The following is a 20530-nucleotide window of genomic DNA, read 5'->3' on the forward strand; positions in this document are numbered from 1 at the left end:
GCGCCGCGAGCCTGCCGCTTTCGAACCGATACCTCGTTGATCGCGCCACCATATTGGGAGAGTGAGCCATGATCCTTTGCTGCGGCGAAGCCCTGATCGATATGATCCCCGCACCTACCGAAGCCGGAGCGGTCGGCTTCGTACCCCATTGCGGCGGCGCTGTTTACAACACGGCGATTGCGCTGGGGCGCCTCGGCGCCCAGACAGGGATGCTCACCGGGCTGTCGAGCGACATGTTCGGCCAGCAGCTGGCAAGCGGGCTGAAGGCGAGCCATGTGGATGTGCGCCCGGTGATCACCGCGGATCGACCCACGACGCTGGCATTCGTGCGCCTTGTCGGTGGGCATGCGACCTATGAGTTCTACGATGAAAACTCGGCTGGTCGCATGCTGGAGCCGGATGATATGCCGCAATTGTCGGCGGAGGTGACGACGCTCTATTTCGGGGGGATCAGCCTTGCCTGTGAGCCTGCAGCCGACGCCTACGCGGCGCTACTGCAGCGGAACCACGCAGGTCGGTCCGTAATGCTCGACCCGAACATCCGCCCCGGTTTTGTGCGCAACATCGAACGCTACCGCGCCCGACTGGCCAGTATGATCGGCCTCTCGGATATCGTGAAAGTCTCTGACGAAGACCTTAACTGGATCACGCCCGAACCGATGTCTTTGCGCGACAAGGTTTCGCAATTGCTCACTGCAGGACCATCCGTCGTCATCCTGACGCGGGGCGGCGACGGGGCGACGGGCTATCTGAAAGGCGGCGACGAAGTACATGTGCCGGCCCGAAAAGCGGAAATCGTCGATACGGTAGGCGCGGGCGACACGTTCAACGCAGGTGTGCTCGCCAAGTTGTCAGAGTTGGGCGCGTTGACGCAGCAAAGCCTTGCGAACCTCGGCCCAGACGCGTTGGAGGCGGCGCTGGAACATGGGGCGCGGGTGGCGTCGATCACGGTATCCCGGGCGGGCGCCAACCCGCCGTGGGCGGAAGAAATCTGACACGGGCTTTTTCGTTTGCCCATATGTTAGCGCTAACGTAAGATAGCAGAAAGAGGCCCGAGGGCGGAAGCAAGGCGGGAGGGACGAATGACGACACTCAATCCTACGATCGAACGGGTGACCGAACGCATCATCCGGCGCAGCGAAGAGACGCGGAAAATCCATCTTGAACGCATGAGGACGGCGGCATCCAAAGGCCCGGCCCGCGCGCATCTTTCCTGTAGCGGGCAGGCGCATGCCTATGCAGCCGCGGGCGAGGATCAGAGCAAGTTGGCCCAAGGCTCCGCAGGCAACCTCGGCATCGTGACGACCTATAATGACATACTTTCGGCGCACCAGCCCTTCGAACGCTTTCCCGAGTTGATCAAGGCGGCGGTCCGGGAGGTCGGCGGCACGGCGCAGGTCGCGGGCGGTGTTCCGGCGATGTGCGACGGGGTCACCCAGGGCGAAGCGGGGATGGAATTGTCGCTCTTTTCGCGCGACGTCATCGCGCTCGCCGCCTCCGTCGCGCTCAGCCACAATACATTCGACGCCGCCGTCTTTCTGGGCGTCTGCGACAAGATCGTCCCGGGCCTTGTGATCGCGGCGCAGGCATTCGGGCATCTCCCCGCCGTGTTCCTGCCCGCGGGGCCGATGACGAGCGGCTTGGCCAATGACGAAAAGGCCAAGGTGCGACAGGAATTCGCCGCGGGCGAATGTGGGCGAGACAAGTTGATGGCCGCTGAAATGGCAGCCTACCATGGACCCGGCACCTGCACTTTCTATGGCACGGCGAACACGAACCAGATGCTGATGGAGTTCATGGGCCTGCACCTTCCGGGGGCAAGCTTCGTGACCCCGAACACCCCGTTGCGCGATGCGCTGACACGCCATGGCGCGCAGAGGGCGCTTTCACTCAGTGCGCTCGGCAATGACTATACGCCTGTATGCGATATTCTGGACGAGAAGGCGTTTGTGAACGGGATCGTCGGGCTCAACGCAACAGGTGGCTCCACCAACCTGCTCATCCATCTGGTGGCGATGGCACGCGCCGGGGGGATCATCCTCGACTGGCAGGATTTTTCCGAGATTTCGGATGTCACGCCACTGATGGCACGGGTCTATCCCAATGGGCTGGCGGATGTGAACCACTTCCACGCCGCGGGCGGGCTTGGATACATGATCGGGAACCTGCTGCAGAACGGCTATCTGCACCGCGATACGAAGACCGTCGCGGGCGAAGGGCTGGAGCATTACACAAAGGATCCTGTCTATGCCGATGGGTCCCTGACATGGGAAAACGGCCCCGAAGAGAGCCTGAACGACAAGATCCTGCGGCCTGCCTCGGATCCCTTCCAGCCCACAGGTGGGTTGAAGCGGATGACAGGCTCCCTCGGGACGGCGGTGATGAAAGTCTCCGCGGTGGCGCCGGAAAATCGCGTGGTCGAAGCACCCGCCCGCGTCTTTGCCGATCAGGCGGAGGTGAAAGCCGCCTTCAAGGCAGGCAAACTCACTGAGGATGTGGTCGTCGTGGTGCGCTTTCAGGGACCAAAGGCAAACGGTATGCCGGAGCTGCACTCGCTCACGCCGCTTTTGTCGATCTGTCAGGGCAGGGGGCAGAAGGTCGCACTGGTGACGGATGGGCGGATGTCAGGCGCGTCGGGCAAGGTGCCGGCGGCGATCCATGTCTCCCCCGAGGCGGTGGACGGCGGCCCCATCGCGCGCATCCGCGACGGCGACATCCTGCGCGTCGATGGCGAGGCGGGAACGCTAGATGTTCTGGCGGATATAGACGACCGGCCTGATGCTCAGGCCGACCTTTCGGCTGCGCAATGGGGTACAGGGCGGGAGCTCTTTGCGACATTCCGCAACACTGTCGGTGCCGCATCGGACGGCGCATCCATATTCGGAGCCTGAACGCCATGAGCCTGCCCCCCAAAGAAGCTTCGAAAACCACCCGCGAGATCTGCGGATTGGCCCCCATCATTCCGGTCCTCGTGGTGGAGAATGCCGCCCATGCGCGCCCCTTGGCCGAAGCGCTCGTGGCGGGTGGGTTGCCCGTACTGGAAGTGACCCTGCGCACAGCCGCAGCACTCGATGTCATCTCGGAAATGGCGAAGGTGAAGGGCGGGCACGTCGGCGCGGGCACCCTCATCACGGCCGAGGATGTACGCGCGGCGAAAGCAGCCGGTGCCACATTCGGCGTCTCGCCCGGCGCGACCGATGCGCTTCTGGCCGCCTGTGAAGAGGAAGACCTGCCGTTGCTGCCCGGCGCCGCGACCGCGAGCGAGGCGATGCAGTTACTTGCGCGCGGCTATGACATGCTGAAGTTCTTTCCTGCCGAAGCCTCCGGCGGGGCGCCCGCGCTGAAAGCGATCGGCGCGCCCTTGCCGCAGATCACTTTCTGCCCCACGGGGGGTGTCACCCCCGATAATGCGACAAGCTATCTGAGCCTGCCCAATGTCATATGCGCCGGGGGGAGTTGGGTGGCGCCGAAGGATATGGTTGAGCGGGGCGACTGGGCAGGCATCGAAACCCTGACCCGGGAGGCTGCTGCGTTGCGCAGGTAATGAGGCGCGGATTGGTAGGGGAGAGCCCCTAGGAAACACCGCGCCGCGGCCCGAGACTTGCTTTTTCACCCGAACTGTCCATAATTTTACCCGCGTATTATTATGGATAAGTTTCGAGCAAGTGTCGCAGCGCAAGATCAAGAATATGGAAGAATTCGCAGCGGTCAGCGGCATCTCCCGACCGACCCTGTCAAAGTTTTTCAACGATCCCGACAGCGTGCGCCGATCGACGCGCGATCGGATTGAACACGCGCTCACCCAGTTCGATTACCGGCCCAACGTCTATGCGGTGAACCAGAACCGGCGCACGACAAAGAACATCGGTGTGGTCTTGCCGAACCTGGCCGACCCCTTCTTTTCCGAAATCGGGCGAGAGGTTGAACTGGCCTGTATTGCCGCCGGATATAGCCCGATCCTGCTCAGCTCCCACGGGAGTCCGCAGCAGGAACGAGCAAACCTCGAGTCCCTGCGCGCGCTCAAACCCGCCGGGGTTTTGTTGGCGCCCTTCGGCAAGGCCTCCGACCGAAAGGATATCGAAAGCTTTAATGACGCTGTGCCAGTGGTGTTGTTCGATGCCAACGTGGAAGGCGCGGGGGAGGCGTTCGTCGGGGCCGATAACTTCCAAAGCGTTGACCTGATTGTGGAATACCTGTGCCGAAGCGGCCAGCCGCCCTGTTTTTTCGAGATGAAATCGCCCCTGAACCCCAACGCCAACAAACGGCGGAACGCCTATCTGGAAAGCATGAGCCGACATGGCTTCGAGGCGCAGGTGCATCAGGCCGAAGGCGAAGGCTGGCATTTCGAGGAAATCGGCCGCTCGGAAGGGGGGAGGCTTCTCAAGGAAGGTCGCTTTGAAACAGATACGATCCTGTGTTCCAACGACCGTCTTGCCATCGGGATGCTGTCGGCGGCCTATAGCCTCGATATCCGCGTCGGTCACGGTGACGGTTGCGCGCTTCGGGTCGCGGGCCATGATGACCATCCGTTTTCGCGTTTCACCTGCCCGTCGCTGACCACGATTGCGCAGGACTACGCAGCAATAGCGAATCGTGCGGCACATACGCTCTTCAAAATTCTCGACACCGAAGCGCGGCCTTCGACTCGAGAAGAAACACTGTTCGAAGGTAAGCTGGTGATGCGCGATTCCGCTTGACCACTACGGTTTTCGCCCCAGATTATATTTACGCGCGTAAAAAATAGATTGACTGCGCGTCATAGTTTCCAGTAGCCTCGCTCCATCATCCCGAACTGGAGGAATACGGATGTCACTCAAGCATAAATTATTTGCGGCGACGGCACTGTCGCTGATCACGGGCAGTGCTGCGCTGGCTGAAACCATCACAATCGCCACGGTCAACAACGGCGACATGATCCGGATGCAGGGTTACACGGACGACTTCACCGCCGAGACCGGCATCGACGTCGAATGGGTCACGCTGGAAGAAAACGTGCTGCGCCAGCGTGTCACCACGGACATCTCGACCAAAGGCGGCGCCTTCGACATCATGACCATCGGCATGTACGAAACGCCGATCTGGGGTGCCAACGGCTGGCTCGTTCCGCTTGATGACCTGAGCGCGGAGTATGAAGCTGACGATATCCTGCCCGCCATGCGCGCGGGGCTGAGCCATGACGGTACCCTGTATGCCGCACCGTTCTACGGCGAAAGCTCGATGATCATGTATCGCACCGACCTGATGGAAAAGGCCGGGCTTGAGATGCCAGCCGAACCCACATGGCAGGTCATCCGCGAAGCGGCGGCCAAGATGACCGACCGTGAAAACGACATCAACGGCATCTGCCTGCGCGGTAAGGCCGGTTGGGGCGAGGGCGGTGCGTTCATCACCGTTACAGCCAATTCGTTCGGGGCGCGCTGGTTCGATGAAGAGTGGAATGCGCAATTCGACCAGCCCGAGTGGAAAGAGGCGCTCGAATTCTACGTCGGCATGATGGAAGAATCCGGCCCCGCGGGCTATGCGACGAACGGGTTCAACGAAAATCTTTCCCTGTTCCAGCAGGGCAAATGCGGCATGTGGATCGACGCGACCGTCGCGGCCTCATTCGTGACCAACCCGAATGATTCGACCGTCGCCGACAGTGTCGGCTTTGCGCTCGCGCCCAACAGCGAAGGCGTAGAGAAGCGCGCGAACTGGCTCTGGGCCTGGGCGCTGGCCATCCCGGCAGGCACGCAGAAGGAAGAGGCGGCAAAGGCATTCATCGAATGGGCGACCTCAAAAGAATATATCGAGCTTGTCGCCGCGAAAGAGGGCTGGGCCAACGTGCCCCCGGGCGCACGCACGTCTCTGTATGAGAACGACAACTACAAGAGCGTTCCCTTCGCGAAAATGACGCTGGATTCGATCAACGCCGCCGATCCTCAGAACCCGACGGTAAAGCCGGTGCCCTACGTCGGCGTCCAGTTCGTCGCGATCCCCGAGTTCGCGGGCATCGCCACCGAGGTCAGCCAGGAATTCTCGGCGGCCTATGCGGGTCAGCAGAGCATCGACGAAGCGCTTGAAAAAGCGCAGGCGCTGACAAACGAAGCCATGGAAGCAGCCGGCTACAGATAAGCCGCAGCAAGGGGGCGGCGCAGCAGCTGCCCCCTATCCCGCCACCACCTTGCACATGTTATCTTTCACTCGGGCGGCGCAGCGCCGCTACCGGAAAGGTTTGTCCGATGGCTACCCAGCATTCCAGATCAGCGGCACGCTTCATGATGGCTCCGGCGGTGGTTCTGCTTTTGGGCTGGATGCTCGTGCCCCTGACGATGACGCTCTACTTTTCATTCAAGAAATACCTGCCCTTGCGTGGCGGGGATCTGGGCTGGGTCGGGTTCGACAACTATGTCCGCTTCGTCACATCGAGCGCGTTCTGGCCGTCGGTGATGACCACCTTGATCATCGTGGGCGGCGTCCTGCTGATCACGGTGGTCTTCGGCGTGCTGCTGGCGATCCTGCTCAACCAGCCGATGTGGGGTCAGGGTATCGTGCGGATCCTCGTCATCGCACCGTTCTTCGTCATGCCCACGGTTTCGGCGCTGGTGTGGAAGAACATGTTCATGGATCCGAACTACGGCCTGCTCGCCTATCTGTGGGAGTTTTTCGGGGCACAGCCCGTGGAGTGGCTGAGCCAAGCCTCCCTGACCTCGATTATCATGATCGTTTCATGGCAGTGGCTGCCCTTTGCGACGCTGATCCTGCTGACCGCCATCCAGTCGCTCGACAGCGAACAACTGGAAGCGGCCGAGATGGACAGCGCGCCCGCTTTCAAGCGTTTCATCTATATCGTCCTGCCGCATCTGTCGCGCGCGGTAACGGTAGTGATCCTGATCCAAACGATCTTTCTGCTGTCGATCTTCGCTGAGATTTTCGTGACGACGGGCGGCGCTTTCGGCACCCGGACCCTTACCTATCTCATCTTTCAGCGTGTCCTCGAAAGCCAGAACGTGGGCCTCGGCTCCGCCGGTGGTGTCTATGCAATCATTCTCGCCAATATCGTTGCGATCTTTCTGATGCGCATCGTCGGCAAGAACCTCGACGCTTAAGGAGGCCGCCATGGCACGCTCAGTCACCCCCAGGCGCAAGGCTCTCAACACCGCCGCCGCATGGTCCGTGGGCCTTCTGATCTTCTTTCCGATCCTTTGGACCATCCTCACGAGCTTCAAGACCGAAGCACAGGCGATTGCCGATCCCCCCCTGTTCCTCGGCTTTGACTGGACGCTGGAAAACTATGCCACGGTAATGGAGCGTTCGAATTACGGGCGTTTCCTCTGGAACTCGATCGTCATCGCCGGGGGCTCGACGCTTCTGGGTATCCTGATCGCGGTGCCGGCGGCGTGGTCCATGGCCTTCGTGCCGTCGAAGCGGACCAAGGATATCCTTCTGTGGATGCTCAGCACAAAGATGCTGCCCGCGGTGGGGGTACTTTACCCGATCTACCTGCTGAGCATCCAGTTTGGCGTGCTCGACAGCAAGATCGCACTGGTCGTGATCCTGATGCTGATCAATCTGCCGATCATCGTCTGGATGCTCTACACCTACTTCAAGGAAATACCGGGCGAGATCCTCGAAGCCGCGCGCATGGACGGCGCATCGCTGAAAGAAGAGGTGCTGTATGTCCTCACGCCCATGGCGATCCCCGGCATTGCATCGACCATCCTGCTGAACGTCATCCTCGCCTGGAACGAAGCATTCTGGACGCTCAACCTGACGGCCGCAAAAGCGGCACCCCTCACCGCCTTTATCGCAAGCTATTCGAGCCCCGAGGGATTGTTTTACGCCAAGCTCAGCGCCGCATCGACAATGGCCATCGCGCCGATCCTCATCCTTGGCTGGTTCAGCCAGAAACAACTCGTCAGCGGCCTGACCTTCGGCGCTGTCAAGTAAGTAAGGAAACGACCCATGGGACATATCAAGCTTGACCAGGTCTCGAAAACCTTCGGAAGCGTCGAAGTCATTCCGCCACTGGACCTGACCATCGAAGATGGGGAATTCACGGTGTTCGTCGGCCCGTCGGGCTGTGGCAAATCCACGCTTCTGCGACTGATCGCAGGGCTGGAAGACATCACCTCGGGCCATATCGAGATCGATGGTGCGGATGCCACGCTCGTTCCCCCTGCAAAACGGGGCCTTGCCATGGTGTTCCAGTCCTATGCGCTTTACCCGCATATGACGGTGCGCAAGAATATCGCCTTCCCGATGAAAATGGCCGGCGTGCCCAAGGCGGAGCAAGAAAAGCGGATCACCGCGGCGGCACTGGCGTTGAACCTGACCGACTATCTCGACCGGCGGCCCGGCCAGCTTTCGGGCGGGCAACGCCAGCGGGTCGCCATCGGGCGCGCCATCGTGCGCGAACCCTCGGCGTTTCTCTTCGACGAACCACTTTCGAACCTTGATGCCGCGCTGCGGGTCGGAATGCGGATGGAAATCTCCGAACTGCACAAGAAGCTTGCGACGACGATGGTTTATGTCACCCACGATCAGGTCGAGGCGATGACGATGGCCGACAAGATCGTGGTGCTTCAGGCCGGGGTAATCGAGCAGGTCGGCAGCCCGCTTGAGCTTTACCGCGCCCCGCGCAACAAATTCGTGGCCGGCTTCATCGGCAGCCCGAAGATGAACCTGATCGAAGGCGCCGAAGCCGCAAAACACGGGGCAGAGACCATCGGCATCCGCCCCGAACACATTGAGGTTTCGACGACCGAGGGCACATGGCAAGGCACGATCGGCGTGGCCGAACATCTCGGCTCCGACACCTTCCTGCATGTCCACGGCATCGAAGGCTGCGACCCCATGACGGTCCGCGTGAATGGTGAACTGTCCCTGAAACATAGGGAGAGAGTCTATCTGACCCCGAACCTGACCCATCTGCACAGGTTCGGCGCTGATGGCCTGCGGCTCGAGTGACTCATCAGGTTTCAGGGACCCCGAATTGGGATAGCCGCCAATGACGCAGTTTATCAAACTCTCGGACGCGACCCTGCCGGAACTCGGCATCCCGCGCCCCCGTTATGACCGGGGCGCGCTGACAGCCGGTATCGTGCACATCGGGGTCGGCAATTTTCACCGCGCCCATCAGGCATGGTATCTGCACCGCCTGATGCAACAGGGGCTCGCGCAGGACTGGGCGATCATCGGTGCAGGCGTACGGCCCTACGATGCAGCCATGCGCGAAAAGCTTCTGGCGCAGGATTGCCTGACCACCCTGATCGAACTGGATCCCGCGCAAACCTCGGCCGAGGTGATCGGCCCCATGATCGATTACCTGCCCATCGAAGAGGGCAACGGAGCTCTGATCGCGACCATGGCGGATCCGGCAATCCGCATCGTATCGCTCACCGTGACGGAAAGCGGCTATTACCTCGATCCCGTCACCAAGCGCTTTGATGCCGCGCATGAAGACATGGTCCATGACGCGGCCAATCCGCGAACGCCGCGCACTGCCTTCGGGGCAATGGTCGAAGCCCTGCGCCTACGCCGCGCAGCCGGGCACGGGCCGTTCGCGGGGCTGAGCTGCGACAACCTGCAGGGCAACGGGGCGATCCTGCGGCAGACCGTCACCTCGCTCGCACGGATGTCGGACCCTGGACTGGCTGACTGGATCGAGCAGGAGGTATCTTTCCCGAATTCGATGGTCGATTGCATCGCGCCCGCAACCGGCCCCAAAGAGCTTGCACTGGTGCACGAATATGGGATCGACGACGCCGCCCCGGTGAGCCACGAGGCTTATCGCCAATGGGTGATAGAGGATGATTTCTGCGCCGGGCGTCCTGCATGGGATGCCGTTGGGGCCACGTTCTCCGACGATGTGCATGCCCATGAGACAATGAAGATCCGTATACTCAACGCGGGTCACCAAATGCTCGCCAATGTGGGCGAAGTGCTTGGAATCGAAACCATATCCGAATGCATGGCGCACCCGAAAATCGCGGCAATGTTCCGAAAAGTACAGACCGAGGAGATCACTCCGACAGTCACGCCGGTTCCCGAGATGACGCCGATGGCCTACCTTGACCTGATCGAGAGACGCTTCGCCAACCCCCGCATCGTGGATACGACCGGCCGCGTGGCCTTTGACGGCTCGGCACGCCATACGGGTTTCGTCCTGCCCATCCTGCGGGACCAACTGACTGCTGGACGGCAGGTCTCCGGCCTCGCACTGGTAGAGGCGTTCTGGGCCCGCATGTGCGAAGGCACCCGCGAAGACGGAACGCCCGTGAAGGCCAGCGATCCCCAGTGGGAAGAGCTGCATTCCGCCGCAAGAAAAGCCCGGGCGCATCCGCGCACATGGCTTGAACAGGGGCAGATCTACGGTGATCTCGCCGAGGCGGCACCTTTTGCAGAGGCGTTCGAAACATGGCTGAGCCTGATCTGGGCCGAGGGCTGCGAAGCCGCTCTCGCTCGCTATGCGTCCGACACGTCCGAAAGCAAACGACCGGTAAAGGTGGGGTAGGTCAGTGGAAAGGGTGACCCGGTCAGAACTGGCACAGGTGATCGCCGAGAAATCGCGCGATAAGGCGCGGTTCGTGGTGGCAATCGCCGGGGCCCCGGGATCGGGTAAATCGACGCTGGCCACTGAACTGGCCGCCGAGCTCGAACAGGCGACCGTCCTGCCCATGGACGGGTTCCACCGCGACAACGAAGAACTAATCGCCCTCGGTCGCCTGCACCGCAAAGGCGCGCCCGACACTTTCGACGCCGACGGCTTTGTCGGACTTGTTCGACGGCTACGACAGAGCAAAAGCCTGACCTATCCGACATTTGACCGGGCACTGGACAAGACGGTTCCAAATGGGGGTAGCCTGCAGCGCGAAACACGTATCGTTCTGGTAGAGGGCAACTACCTGCTTTTGGACATCCCCCCCTGGGCCGCGCTCGCGGATCTCTTCGACCTAACCGTCTGGTTGGACGAGGACCGCGAAACGCTGAAAACACGCCTCGTACAGCGCTGGCGTTATCAGGGGTTTTCGGAGGCCGAAGCGCTGGCTCAGGCTCTGGGCAACGATATGTTAAATGCGGAGTTTGCTATCGAGCATTCCAGGTTGCCGGGGGTGGTGGTTGTTTCCGATTGAACATCGATGGATTTGGTCGGGCGCTATTCCCCACGAATTTTTCGTATAATCATGATTATGTAATTCATCTAATTGATGTAATGTAGGCCTGAACGGATAAAAGCTCACAATCTCGACTACCATCAGCGGACGCCTATCCCTCCAGTCCCACCTCATTCTCGAGAACCAGATGCGATGGCCCGACCTCTACGTAGGTCGAAGCAACCGCGACATGGCCCAGCGGAAATACCGGCGACGGTATGGGGCGGAAGTTGAGGTCTTCGCGAATGTTCCGCCGCGTCGGGTCCGCGATGGGAACGGCTGACAGCAGCGACTTGGTATAACTGTGTTGCGGATTCTCGAAAACCTGCTGGCGGGTGCCAATCTCAACCAAGCGCCCAAGGTACATCACGCCGACGCGGTGAGCGACCCGTTCGACCACGGCCATGTCATGACTGATAAACAAGTAGGAGATGCCAAATTCCGCCTGCAACTCCATCATCAGGTTCAGGACCTGTGCCTGTACGGACACGTCAAGGGCGCTGACAGCTTCGTCCGCTATGATCAGCTTGGGTTTGACCGCAAGCGCACGGGCGATCGCAACACGCTGGCGCTGCCCGCCGGACAGTTCATGAGGGAACCGCGACATGAATGCTCGCGGCAGTTCGACCCGGTGGAAAAGCTCCGCGACGCGGTCATCCACGGCTTTGCCCTTCTCGATGTCGAAATTGCGTATCGGCTCCGCTACTTGGTCACGCAGCCGCATATGGGGATTGAGTGACGCGAACGGATCCTGAAATACCATTTGCACATCATGCCACACCCGCCGGCGCAAATCGCGGCTGCTCAGGGACAGGATGTCGGTCTGATCCAACAGCACTTGGCCGGAAGTCGCCTCGGACAGACGCAGGATCGATCGACCGCAACTGGATTTCCCGCATCCGGACTCACCCACCAAGGCGAGGGTCTGTCCGCGCGGGATATCAAAGCTGACATCCTCCACCGCATGCACATTGGCAATAGTGCGCCGAAACAGGCCGCCCTTGACCGGGTAACGGGTCGTAAGATTTTTTACCTGCAGCAACGGTTTCACGTCCGCATCCGTCGGAACGGCAGCAACAGTGGGCACGCGCTCCCCCACAAGTCGCATTGGCTCGGGCGCGGACTTTCCGCGCATTTCTCCGAGCCTCGGAACCGCTGCCAGCAGTTTGCGGGTATAATCCTCTTGCGGATCGGCGAAAATCCGTTCGACGGGCCCCTCTTCGACCAGTTTTCCCCGATACATCACCACAACACGGTCGGCCATCTGCGCGACAACTGCCATGTCATGCGTGATGAACAGCACCGCCATTCCCGTATCCCGCTTCAGCCGATCGATGAGTGCAAGGATTTCGGCCTGAATGGTGACGTCCAGTGCAGTCGTCGGTTCATCGGCGATCAGCAAACGCGGTTCGCAGGCCATCGCCATTGCGATCACCACACGCTGGCGCATCCCACCGGACAATTCATGGGGGTACTGCTTCAGCCGTCGCTCCGGTTCCGGAATACGAACCTGACGCAGCAGTTCGAGCGCCCGTGCCCGCGCCGCGGACCGGGACAGGCCGCGGTGAATGCGCAGGCCATCGGTCATTTGTCGTTCTATCGAGAACACCGGGTTGAGCGAGGTCATCGGCTCCTGAAAGATCATCCCGATCTCGTCGCCGCGGATGGTCTGCATCGTTCCGGATTCCGCCCGCGCCAGATCGATCTGACTGCCGTTCAGCGAAAATCCCAGGCTGCCCGCAGTGATCCGCCCGCCGCCGAATTCGACGAGCCGCATCAGGGATAGCGAAGTCACCGACTTGCCGGAGCCGCTCTCCCCCACAACGCAGACGGTCTCACCCGGGGCGATTGAAAAGCTGACATCCTCGACCCCAACGATAGGACCATCATCGCCCCGGAACTCCACCCGGAGGTTTTCGATGCGCACCAGAGGTGTCTGATCAACCGGCATTACGCCTCCTCTCTTGTGCGCGGGTCGAGCGCATCGCGCAGGGCATCCCCGAACATGTTGAGCCCGAGAACCGTCAAACCCACTGCGGCACCCGGTACCAGCGCCGTCCATGGCGCGCGATCGAGGTAATCGCGGGAGGCCTGGATCATCAGGCCCCAAGAGGCATCGGGCGGCTGGGTGCCGAGGCCGAGAAAGCTCAGACCGGCCTCAGCCAAGATCGCGAAGGCAAGGCTAATGGTGGACTGCACGATCACGACAGGCATGATGTTGGGCAAAATATGCAATGTGATCATGCGAAGATCCGAATTTCCGGCTGTCCGCGCGGCCTCCACATAGGGCATCTGGGCCACGCGCAAAGCCTCTCCCCGGATGATCCGTGCCAGAAACGGCGTAAACGCGATGCCAATCGCAATGATCGTGTTTTGCAAGTTCGGCCCCAGAACCGCACTGATCGTCAGTGCCAGCAGAAGGGCCGGAAAACTGAGGAGCGTATCCACCAGCCGCATCAAAACGTTATCAGTCGTTTTTCCCACATAGCCCGATATCAACCCAAGCGGCAGACCGATCACGATGGACATCAGGACTGCAGCGACCGCTATGAAGATCGAGGTTTGCGCGCCCAGCAAGACGCGGAAGAACAGGTCCCGTCCCAGTTGATCCGTGCCCAGCGGATGGCCCCATGTCGGCGGCGACAGCCGCGCGCGCATGTCCATCTGGGTCGCCCAGTCGGCGGGGATCAGTAAAGGGGCAAAGACAGCGACGGCCAGTACCGTCAGAACAACGACCGCCCCGAGGATGCCCTTGGCGCTACGGAAAGCCCTCGGCAGCTTCATGACAATCGTATCCGGGGATCGGCCACCGCATAGAGCAGATCGACAATCAGATTGGCCAGCATGACCACTGCAGCGATGACGAAAACGCTTGCCTGAATCAGCGGGATGTCACGGTTCAGAAGCGCCTGATAGGTCAGCCACCCCATGCCCGTGTAGTTGAAAAGGCTCTCTATCACGATGATAGAGCCGAATAGATACCCTACCTGAAGCCCCGCCACGGTCATCACCGGGCCCACGGCGTTAGCCAACCCGTAGCGCCATACCACCGTGTTTTCATTCAATCCCTTCGCGCGCGCCACGCGGATGAATTCCTGCTTCAAAATGCCGGTCATAGTCGCGCGGGTCATGCGGGTCAAATGGGCCATCAAACCGAGTCCAAGGGCGAGGGAGGGCAGCAAGGCATGACGCACCGCGCCTTCGAAATCCTCCACCGGGTCCACAAACCCCGAGGATGGCAGCCAGCCCAACCCGCGCGCGAACAGCAGGATGAGCATGATGCCCCAGAAAAAGTCCGGCAGGCTTACCCCCAGCATCGCCGTGGAACTGGCAGCTGTATCCTGCCACTTGTTGGCATGCACCGCCGCCCAGACGCCCAACGGAACGGCGCAGGCGAGTGCGATAGTCATGGAAAACAGAACCAGAAGCCCGCTGGCAGTCATTTTTTGAAGCAACAGCGGCGCGATCGGTTCCTTGAAGACGAGCGACGACCCCCAATCCCCTGTCAGCATTCCGGTAATCCAGCGACCATACTGGACGAGCAGCGGGTCGTTCAGGCCTAAGGATTCGCGCAGACCGGCAAGCGCTTCGGGGTTGGATTGCGTACCCATGATCATCATGGCGACATCCCCGGGCAGGATGTTGGTCACGGCGAAGGTGATCGCCGAGATCAGGAACAGGGTCAGCATCATCGAGAAGAAACGATTGAGGATATAACTCACGCGAGGTTCGCCTCTGTCACTGGATGGGAGAACCGGGGCGCGCGATCGCACGCCCCGGCCTGATCTATCGGCCTTTATCCTTCGGCAAGCCATACCTTATGAAAGCGCAGGTTGGAGCCGTTGGGATGCACGATGCTATCCAGTCCCTGCACCGCGGGCTGGGCGCCGATGGTCCCATTCCGGAACCAGAGGACCACGTCGAGCGTGTCGTCCCGGATGACCTCCTGAACTTCCTTGTAGATCGCCGCGCGCTCCGCTGGGTCGACCGTAACCCGCGCCTTGGCCGTCAGCTCGTCGACCTTGGGGTGCGAGATCTTGCGGTAGTTGAAGGCCCCTTCTGTGTTCCAAAGCGAGTAGTACAGGAAATCCGGTTCCCAGAGGGTGAAGAAGTTCATCATCGAGATCTGAAAATCCTTGTCGACCCAGACCTGGCTCAGCCAATCGGACCACGTAAGTTGTTCGATGGACGCATCGACCCCGGCCATGCGGAACCATTCCAGCATGATCTGGGCGGCCTCCACATGGTAAGGATAGTTGGTCGTCACCTTGAACACGACCGACAGATCGTTGGGTCCGTAGCCAGCCTCAGCCAGAAGTGTCTTGGCTTTCTCGATGTCCTGCGGACGCTGGGCCAGATCGCTGTTGTAGGATACCGAGGTAGGATAGCTAGGTGATGCCGTCGTTTCCCCCTGCCCCCAAAGCGCGCCTTCCAACAGCACGTCCTTGTCAATCATGTAGTCGAAAGCCTCGCGGACCTTCGGGTTCTGGAAAGGTTCGAAATCATGGTTGAAGTTCACGAAGTCCCAGTTCAGCGGAAACCATGCGACGACCTGCAAATCGCCGTCTGCTTCGATCTCGGCGATCCGGTCGGCGGGGATGTCGTTGATCATATGAAGCTCGCCCGTGCGCAACCCGGTCAGGCGCACGGTGGGTTCCGTAATCTCCCGCGCGATCACCTTGTCGAGATAGGCAGGCCCGTCCCAGTAATCCTCAAACCGCGCAAGCTCCACCTCATTGCCGAATTCGCGGCGAACAAAGCGGAAAGGCCCACAGCCGATGGGCGTGGTGCCCTGCTGCTCGCCTGATCCTTCTGGCATCACGACGCCAGCGCCGTTTTCGGCCAAACGGGACAGGAACGGCGCGTTTACTTCGCTCAACTGGACGATCACGGTCAGGTCGTCCGGGGTCTCGATGCTATCGACCGCGTTGAAAACCTCGAAATTCACCGCCCCCGTATCTGGGTCGCGGCAGCGGTCGAATGAATATTTCACATCCGCCGATGTCATTTCCTTACCATCGTGGAACATCACCCCCGGGCGCAGCCGGAAGGTGTAGGTCAGGCCGTCATCACTTTGCTCAAAGCTTTCGGCGAGGTTGGGAATGACCTTCAAATCCTTGTCGACCGTGACGATCGAATCGTGGACGTTCTGCAGCACCCGCCCGGTGGATGCCGTGCCGGTTTGGTGCATGTCGAGATTCTGGGTTGTTTCCGAATGCCCCCAGATCAGCGTTCCACCACGCACGGGTTCAGATTGCGCGATTGCCGGGCTGCCGAGGCCATAGAGGATCGTGCCTCCCATCAGTGCCGAGGTAGTCTTAAGAAATTCCCTACGTTTCATCTTTCGATCTCCTTGTTGCACATGAACCGGGCCAATTCGCCGGTCCGTCAGTCTTTGCCGGCCTTGGCTGGCCGGTTCTGTTGCTCAATCAGGCAGGCGCGGCCGCTCATCCGCGACGCCAAGGCGGGCTTCGAGAGCCTGCCCGAGATTCAGGATCGTTCCTTCATCGAAAAGACGCCCCCAGAGGGAAATGCCCTGCGGGACGCGATGCCTCTCGCCTTCCGTGTCCGCTTCCCCGGTGGTCAGCTTGCCCTCCCCCAACGAGGCGGGGCTACGCGTGCCGAGGTCTTCGAACCCTGCCCGAAGATGCAGGCAGGGGTGGCCGGTGAAATTCGATGCAACGAGCATGGGCCCCGTCATGAAGGGCCCTATCAGCGCATCGACTTTACCGAACAAATCATCGAGCGCTTGCATCACAAGATACCGAAGCCGGTCGAGTTGCACGTGATCGACCGCGGAAAGGAAACGCGCCTTGCGGAAGGTGTTGGGCCAAGCCCCATCATCCTGCCACGTCAGCGTGTCGTCGGCATCTGTCAGCGTCAATCCCTCGAACGCCGCCGCCGCTTCGGCATAGAGTATATTCATCAGCGAGGCATAGGGCAGGTCGGGCAGTGACACCTCGAACACTTCGATGCCCAGATCCTTCGCCGCCTTCAGCGCCGCTTGGTCCACATCTGTGGCCCCCTCTCCGAAGGCTTCCGGCAGATAGCCCAGTTTTATCCCTTTAATGCTTTTGTTTCCATCAAAGGCAAAAGGGGCATGGATCGAACTGCGATCTGCCGGATCCCCACCGTTGATGGCTGCCAGAACCAGCGCCGTGTCCTCGACACCCCGGCAAATGGGTCCCACCTTGTCGAGAGACCAGCAAAGTGCCATCGCCCCTGCCCGGCTGACGCGCCCAAAGGTAGGCCGCAGCCCGGTCGTGCCACATCGCTGCGAAGGCGATGTGATGGAACCAAGCGTTTCGGTTCCGATCGCAAAGCCGCAAAGCCCCGCCGCGGTGGCCGAAGCCGACCCCGCACTGGAGCCGGAGGAGCCTTCCTCCGTGTTGAAGGGATTGCGCGTCACCCCACCGTACCAAATATCGTTATAGGCCAACGCGCCAACCGTCGTCTTGCCCAAAAGCACGGCCCCCGATTCGCGCAGGAGGGTCACGACGCGGGCATCCTTATCCGGCACGCGGTCCTGAAAGGGTTCCGCACCCCAGCCGGTGACCACGCCGTCAGTGTCGAACAGATCTTTCACGCCATATGGCACGCCGTGCAGCGGCCCGCGGGATTCACCATTCGCCGTCAGCGCATCCATCGCATCTGCCTCAGCCAAGGCCCGCTCTGGGATCACTTCGGCAAAACACCACAGCTTGGGATTGTGACTTTCGATGCGCTCCAGATAGATTTCGGTCAACCGTCTGCTGGTCAGCGCACCAGAGGCAATCCATGTTCCAAGCTGAGGCAGAGTCGCAAAGGCGATATCTGCATCATTGTCGGGTAGCGGCTCTTCGACGGTCGTTCCGGTCACACCATGAGCCGTGGGCATTTCAAAGCCTGGCAGGCGTGGATCGAACCGGAGGCTCATAGGAACGGAATTGGGTAGGTCCACCTCCCGCCGGGCCATGGCGGAATCGATCTGACCTGCCAGATTTCCCACCATCTGGGCCCGCTCACGGGTGGTATAGGCAACCGCGAGCAGCTTCTCGGCTGCCTCAATATCCGCTTCGGTGATCTTCTGGTCGCTCATCATTCCCCCCTTTGCAAATTTACATCGTTTCGATCCGTAGCCGGCCATCGGCGCGCGGGTTCGGCAATCGCGGGATCGGGCATAAATTTGCCCCTTAGCGGCGCATCACCGTGGCTATCCCAACGCGCCCTCACAGCGGTGTCGCGAAAGACCGGCTCTCGCGCCCTTCGGATTTTCGGCGCTCCTCGGCAGCGGCGATTTCCGCGTCGATGTCTTTTCGGTCAAGCATACCATGTGGATTGGCAAGGGTCGGGAGCGTTTTCGCCATGATGAGGTAACGCTCCTGCGCGACGGCATAGAGCCTGCGCAACTCGGCCAGTGGATCGGGGTGGTCGTCGGCGCGCAGATCGAGCCATGGATAGGGCTGATCCCGGTACACGATCACTGCTGCCGATTGGGTGCCACGCTTGTCGCCGCCCGCCGCCGCGCCGGCCTCCATCGCCGTCATGAGCCGTTCGATCAGAGGCGCATCGCCGTGCGCCTGAAAGGCCGACAGCGTGTCCTGAACGACCGCTTCGCCCGCCAGCATGTTGCCCGCGACCGATACGCCTTCGGCGCTCGCATGGCCGCACCAGTCTATGCATTCAGACCCGGTGTAGGCCGCCGTCCGCCCTTGGGCGTCGACCATGTGCAATTGCCGGTTCGCGCGGCCTTTGTCAGCACCCACCAGCGCATCCAGCACATCCTGCGGCGCGCCGCCGTTCGCCAGCAGATCCGCCGCTTCGATACCCCAGAGCGGGTTGACGAAGGCTTGCGTGGCAACTGCCCCCTTGCCGGCCCGGATATGGGGAACCAGCGCGCCCACGGCAAAGAACCGGCTGGCGACGGCCACCCCCATCTCGCCGGTTCGGGCGTCTCGTGCCACGATCGAATAGGTCATTGCAGTCTCCTCATCGGCCAATCGCATAGGCTTGCATCAATCGGGGTGTCGCTGCCGCGCGCAGCAGGCCATCGGGGGCGCGGCTGGCTGCGGTCAGTCGCCCGATGGTCCAGGGCTCCGCCACGGTGACCACATGACCCCGGGCGCGCAGGTCGGCGATCACGGTATCGCCGAAATCAGGCTCCACCATCAGGTGGCCGGGCTGCACCACGCGCGGATCGAAGGAGCCCTGAAAATGCGCGGTGTTGAACAGCGGCGCGTCGATCGCCTCCTGCAGGTTCATGTCGCTGTGCACCAGCCGGAGAAAGAGCATCAGTTGCCATTGGTCCTGCTGGTCGCCGCCGGGGGTGCCGAAGGCGTGCTGCGTTCCGTCCGGTGCCTGCGCCATCGACGGCGACAGCGTCGTGCGTGGCCGTCGCCCGGGGGCCAGCGATGTGGGCAACCCCTCGTCCAGCCAGAACATCTGCGCGCGGCTGTTGAGCGGCATGCCCAACCCCGGCACGACCGGCGAGCTTTGCAACCATCCCCCCGACGGCGTGGCAGAAACCGAATTACCCCAGCGGTCGATCACATCGATATGCACCGTATCGCCGCGCTTTTCCGACAAATGCGCCATGGTGGGTTCGCCTGCACCGACTCCGCCGCCCGATAATTGTTCGCTTGCCTTGGCACGCGCGATGGCGGCATCGGCAAGATGTTCGAACCCCGGGATCCGTCCGGGTTGCTGGATCAGGCTGGCCTCCGCGCCCAAGCCGGTCCGCCGTTCCACCGCATAGGCCCGGGACAAGAGGATATCGGTCGGAATGTCGCTTTGCGCCGGGTCGCCGTAATACGCCTCACGGTCCGCGAAGGAGAGTTTCATCGCCTCGGTCACGGTATGGACAAAGTCAGCGCTTCGGCTGTCCATCGCCGCGATGCCGCTGCCCTCCAGCAGACGCAGGGATTGCAGCATCGTGGGCCCCTGGCTCCAGATTCCTGCTTTCCACAGCGTCCATCCTTCGTAATCGACGGCGAGCGGCGCTTCATAGGTCGCTTCCCACCGGGCCATGTCGTCGCCGGTCAGAACGCCCCGGTGCTTGCTGCCGGACGCATCCATGACACAGGCTGTGCGCATCCAGTCGTCGATCGCTTCGGCCACGAACCCCTTGTAGAATGCACGCCGCGCCGCTTCGATTTGCGCCTCCCGCCCCTTGGCCGCCTCCGCCTCCTGCAAAAGCCGCTCCCAGGTATCGGCCAGCGCCGGGTTGCGGAACAGCGCATCCGCCTCGGGCACCCGGCCCCCGGGCAACCAGGTCTCATACGACGTGGGCCATTCATCCCTGAAGAAATCAGCCAGCCCCGCGATCGTGGCGGCAACACGCGGCAGCATGGGATGGCCGTGGCGCGCATAATGGATTGCGGGTTCCAGAACGTCACGCAGGGGCAGCCGCCCATGAT

Annotated in this window: 17 protein-coding genes; 10 read left to right on the top strand and 7 right to left on the bottom strand. The window is 61.3% G+C overall.

All coding sequences use genetic code 11. The annotated features are described in order from the left end of the window. The first annotated feature begins 68 nt into the window (after window positions 1–68). The 10 genes from A3764_RS16615 (at window position 69) to A3764_RS16660 (ending at window position 11114) form a co-directional block, all read left to right on the top strand. Window positions 69–995, top strand: coding sequence for a carbohydrate kinase family protein (locus A3764_RS16615; RefSeq protein WP_067921408.1), 927 nt, complete (start codon window positions 69–71; stop codon window positions 993–995). Between the two features lie 87 nt (window positions 996–1082). Then, window positions 1083–2891, top strand: a complete 1809-nt coding sequence (edd, locus tag A3764_RS16620; protein WP_067951793.1) for a phosphogluconate dehydratase — start codon at window positions 1083–1085, stop codon at window positions 2889–2891. A gap of 5 nt (window positions 2892–2896) precedes the next feature. Then, window positions 2897–3544, top strand: coding sequence for a bifunctional 4-hydroxy-2-oxoglutarate aldolase/2-dehydro-3-deoxy-phosphogluconate aldolase (gene eda, locus A3764_RS16625; RefSeq protein WP_067921459.1), 648 nt, complete (start codon window positions 2897–2899; stop codon window positions 3542–3544). 121 nt (window positions 3545–3665) lie between these two features. Beyond that, window positions 3666–4697: a LacI family DNA-binding transcriptional regulator gene (locus tag A3764_RS16630; RefSeq protein WP_067921461.1), complete on the top strand. Its 1032-nt coding sequence runs from the start codon at window positions 3666–3668 to the stop codon at window positions 4695–4697. A 109-nt stretch (window positions 4698–4806) separates the two neighbouring features. After that, the gene (locus tag A3764_RS16635; RefSeq protein WP_067921463.1) at window positions 4807–6114 is read left to right on the top strand and encodes an ABC transporter substrate-binding protein; all 1308 of its coding nucleotides are present in this window, start codon (window positions 4807–4809) and stop codon (window positions 6112–6114) included. Between the two features lie 107 nt (window positions 6115–6221). Beyond that, the gene (locus tag A3764_RS16640) at window positions 6222–7088 is read left to right on the top strand and encodes a carbohydrate ABC transporter permease (protein ID WP_067921465.1); all 867 of its coding nucleotides are present in this window, start codon (window positions 6222–6224) and stop codon (window positions 7086–7088) included. 10 nt (window positions 7089–7098) lie between these two features. After that, a complete protein-coding gene (locus A3764_RS16645) occupies window positions 7099–7929 on the top strand; it encodes a carbohydrate ABC transporter permease (RefSeq protein ID WP_067921467.1) in 831 nt (276 codons plus the stop codon). A gap of 15 nt (window positions 7930–7944) precedes the next feature. Continuing rightward, a complete protein-coding gene (locus A3764_RS16650; protein WP_067921469.1) occupies window positions 7945–8949 on the top strand; it encodes an ABC transporter ATP-binding protein in 1005 nt (334 codons plus the stop codon). 40 nt (window positions 8950–8989) lie between these two features. Then, a complete protein-coding gene (locus A3764_RS16655; RefSeq protein WP_067921470.1) occupies window positions 8990–10495 on the top strand; it encodes a mannitol dehydrogenase family protein in 1506 nt (501 codons plus the stop codon). A gap of 13 nt (window positions 10496–10508) precedes the next feature. Continuing rightward, window positions 10509–11114 carry an AAA family ATPase gene (locus A3764_RS16660; RefSeq protein WP_067921474.1) on the top strand — a complete coding sequence of 202 codons (606 nt, stop codon included), beginning with the start codon at window positions 10509–10511 and terminating at the stop codon, window positions 11112–11114. A gap of 133 nt (window positions 11115–11247) precedes the next feature. On the opposite strand, the gene A3764_RS16665 is transcribed toward A3764_RS16660, so the two are convergent. From A3764_RS16665 to A3764_RS16695, 7 genes are all read right to left on the bottom strand, one after another. Further along, on the bottom strand, window positions 11248–13086 hold the full coding sequence (locus tag A3764_RS16665) for an ABC transporter ATP-binding protein (protein WP_067921472.1): 1839 nt from the start codon (window positions 13084–13086) through the stop codon (window positions 11248–11250). Beyond that, window positions 13086–13919 carry an ABC transporter permease gene (locus tag A3764_RS16670; protein WP_067928081.1) on the bottom strand — a complete coding sequence of 278 codons (834 nt, stop codon included), beginning with the start codon at window positions 13917–13919 and terminating at the stop codon, window positions 13086–13088. The genes A3764_RS16665 and A3764_RS16670 overlap by 1 nt, the downstream gene beginning before the upstream one ends. Further along, a complete protein-coding gene (locus tag A3764_RS16675; RefSeq protein ID WP_201722451.1) occupies window positions 13916–14908 on the bottom strand; it encodes an ABC transporter permease in 993 nt (330 codons plus the stop codon). The genes A3764_RS16670 and A3764_RS16675 overlap by 4 nt, the downstream gene beginning before the upstream one ends. 23 nt (window positions 14909–14931) lie before the next feature. After that, window positions 14932–16476, bottom strand: coding sequence for an ABC transporter substrate-binding protein (locus tag A3764_RS16680; protein WP_067928084.1), 1545 nt, complete (start codon window positions 16474–16476; stop codon window positions 14932–14934). Window positions 16477–16560: 84 nt separating this feature from the next. Beyond that, window positions 16561–18213: an amidase gene (locus A3764_RS16685; protein ID WP_067928087.1), complete on the bottom strand. Its 1653-nt coding sequence runs from the start codon at window positions 18211–18213 to the stop codon at window positions 16561–16563. A gap of 130 nt (window positions 18214–18343) precedes the next feature. Further along, the gene (locus tag A3764_RS16690) at window positions 18344–19093 is read right to left on the bottom strand and encodes a DUF1028 domain-containing protein (protein ID WP_067928090.1); all 750 of its coding nucleotides are present in this window, start codon (window positions 19091–19093) and stop codon (window positions 18344–18346) included. Between the two features lie 10 nt (window positions 19094–19103). Further along, a partial coding sequence (locus A3764_RS16695) for a gamma-glutamyltransferase family protein (RefSeq protein WP_067951794.1) occupies window positions 19104–20530 on the bottom strand: 1427 nt, incomplete at its 5' end.

Origin of the sequence: Sulfitobacter sp. HI0129 (genome assembly GCF_001635395.1) — a bacterium.
Lineage (GTDB): Bacteria > Pseudomonadota > Alphaproteobacteria > Rhodobacterales > Rhodobacteraceae > Sulfitobacter.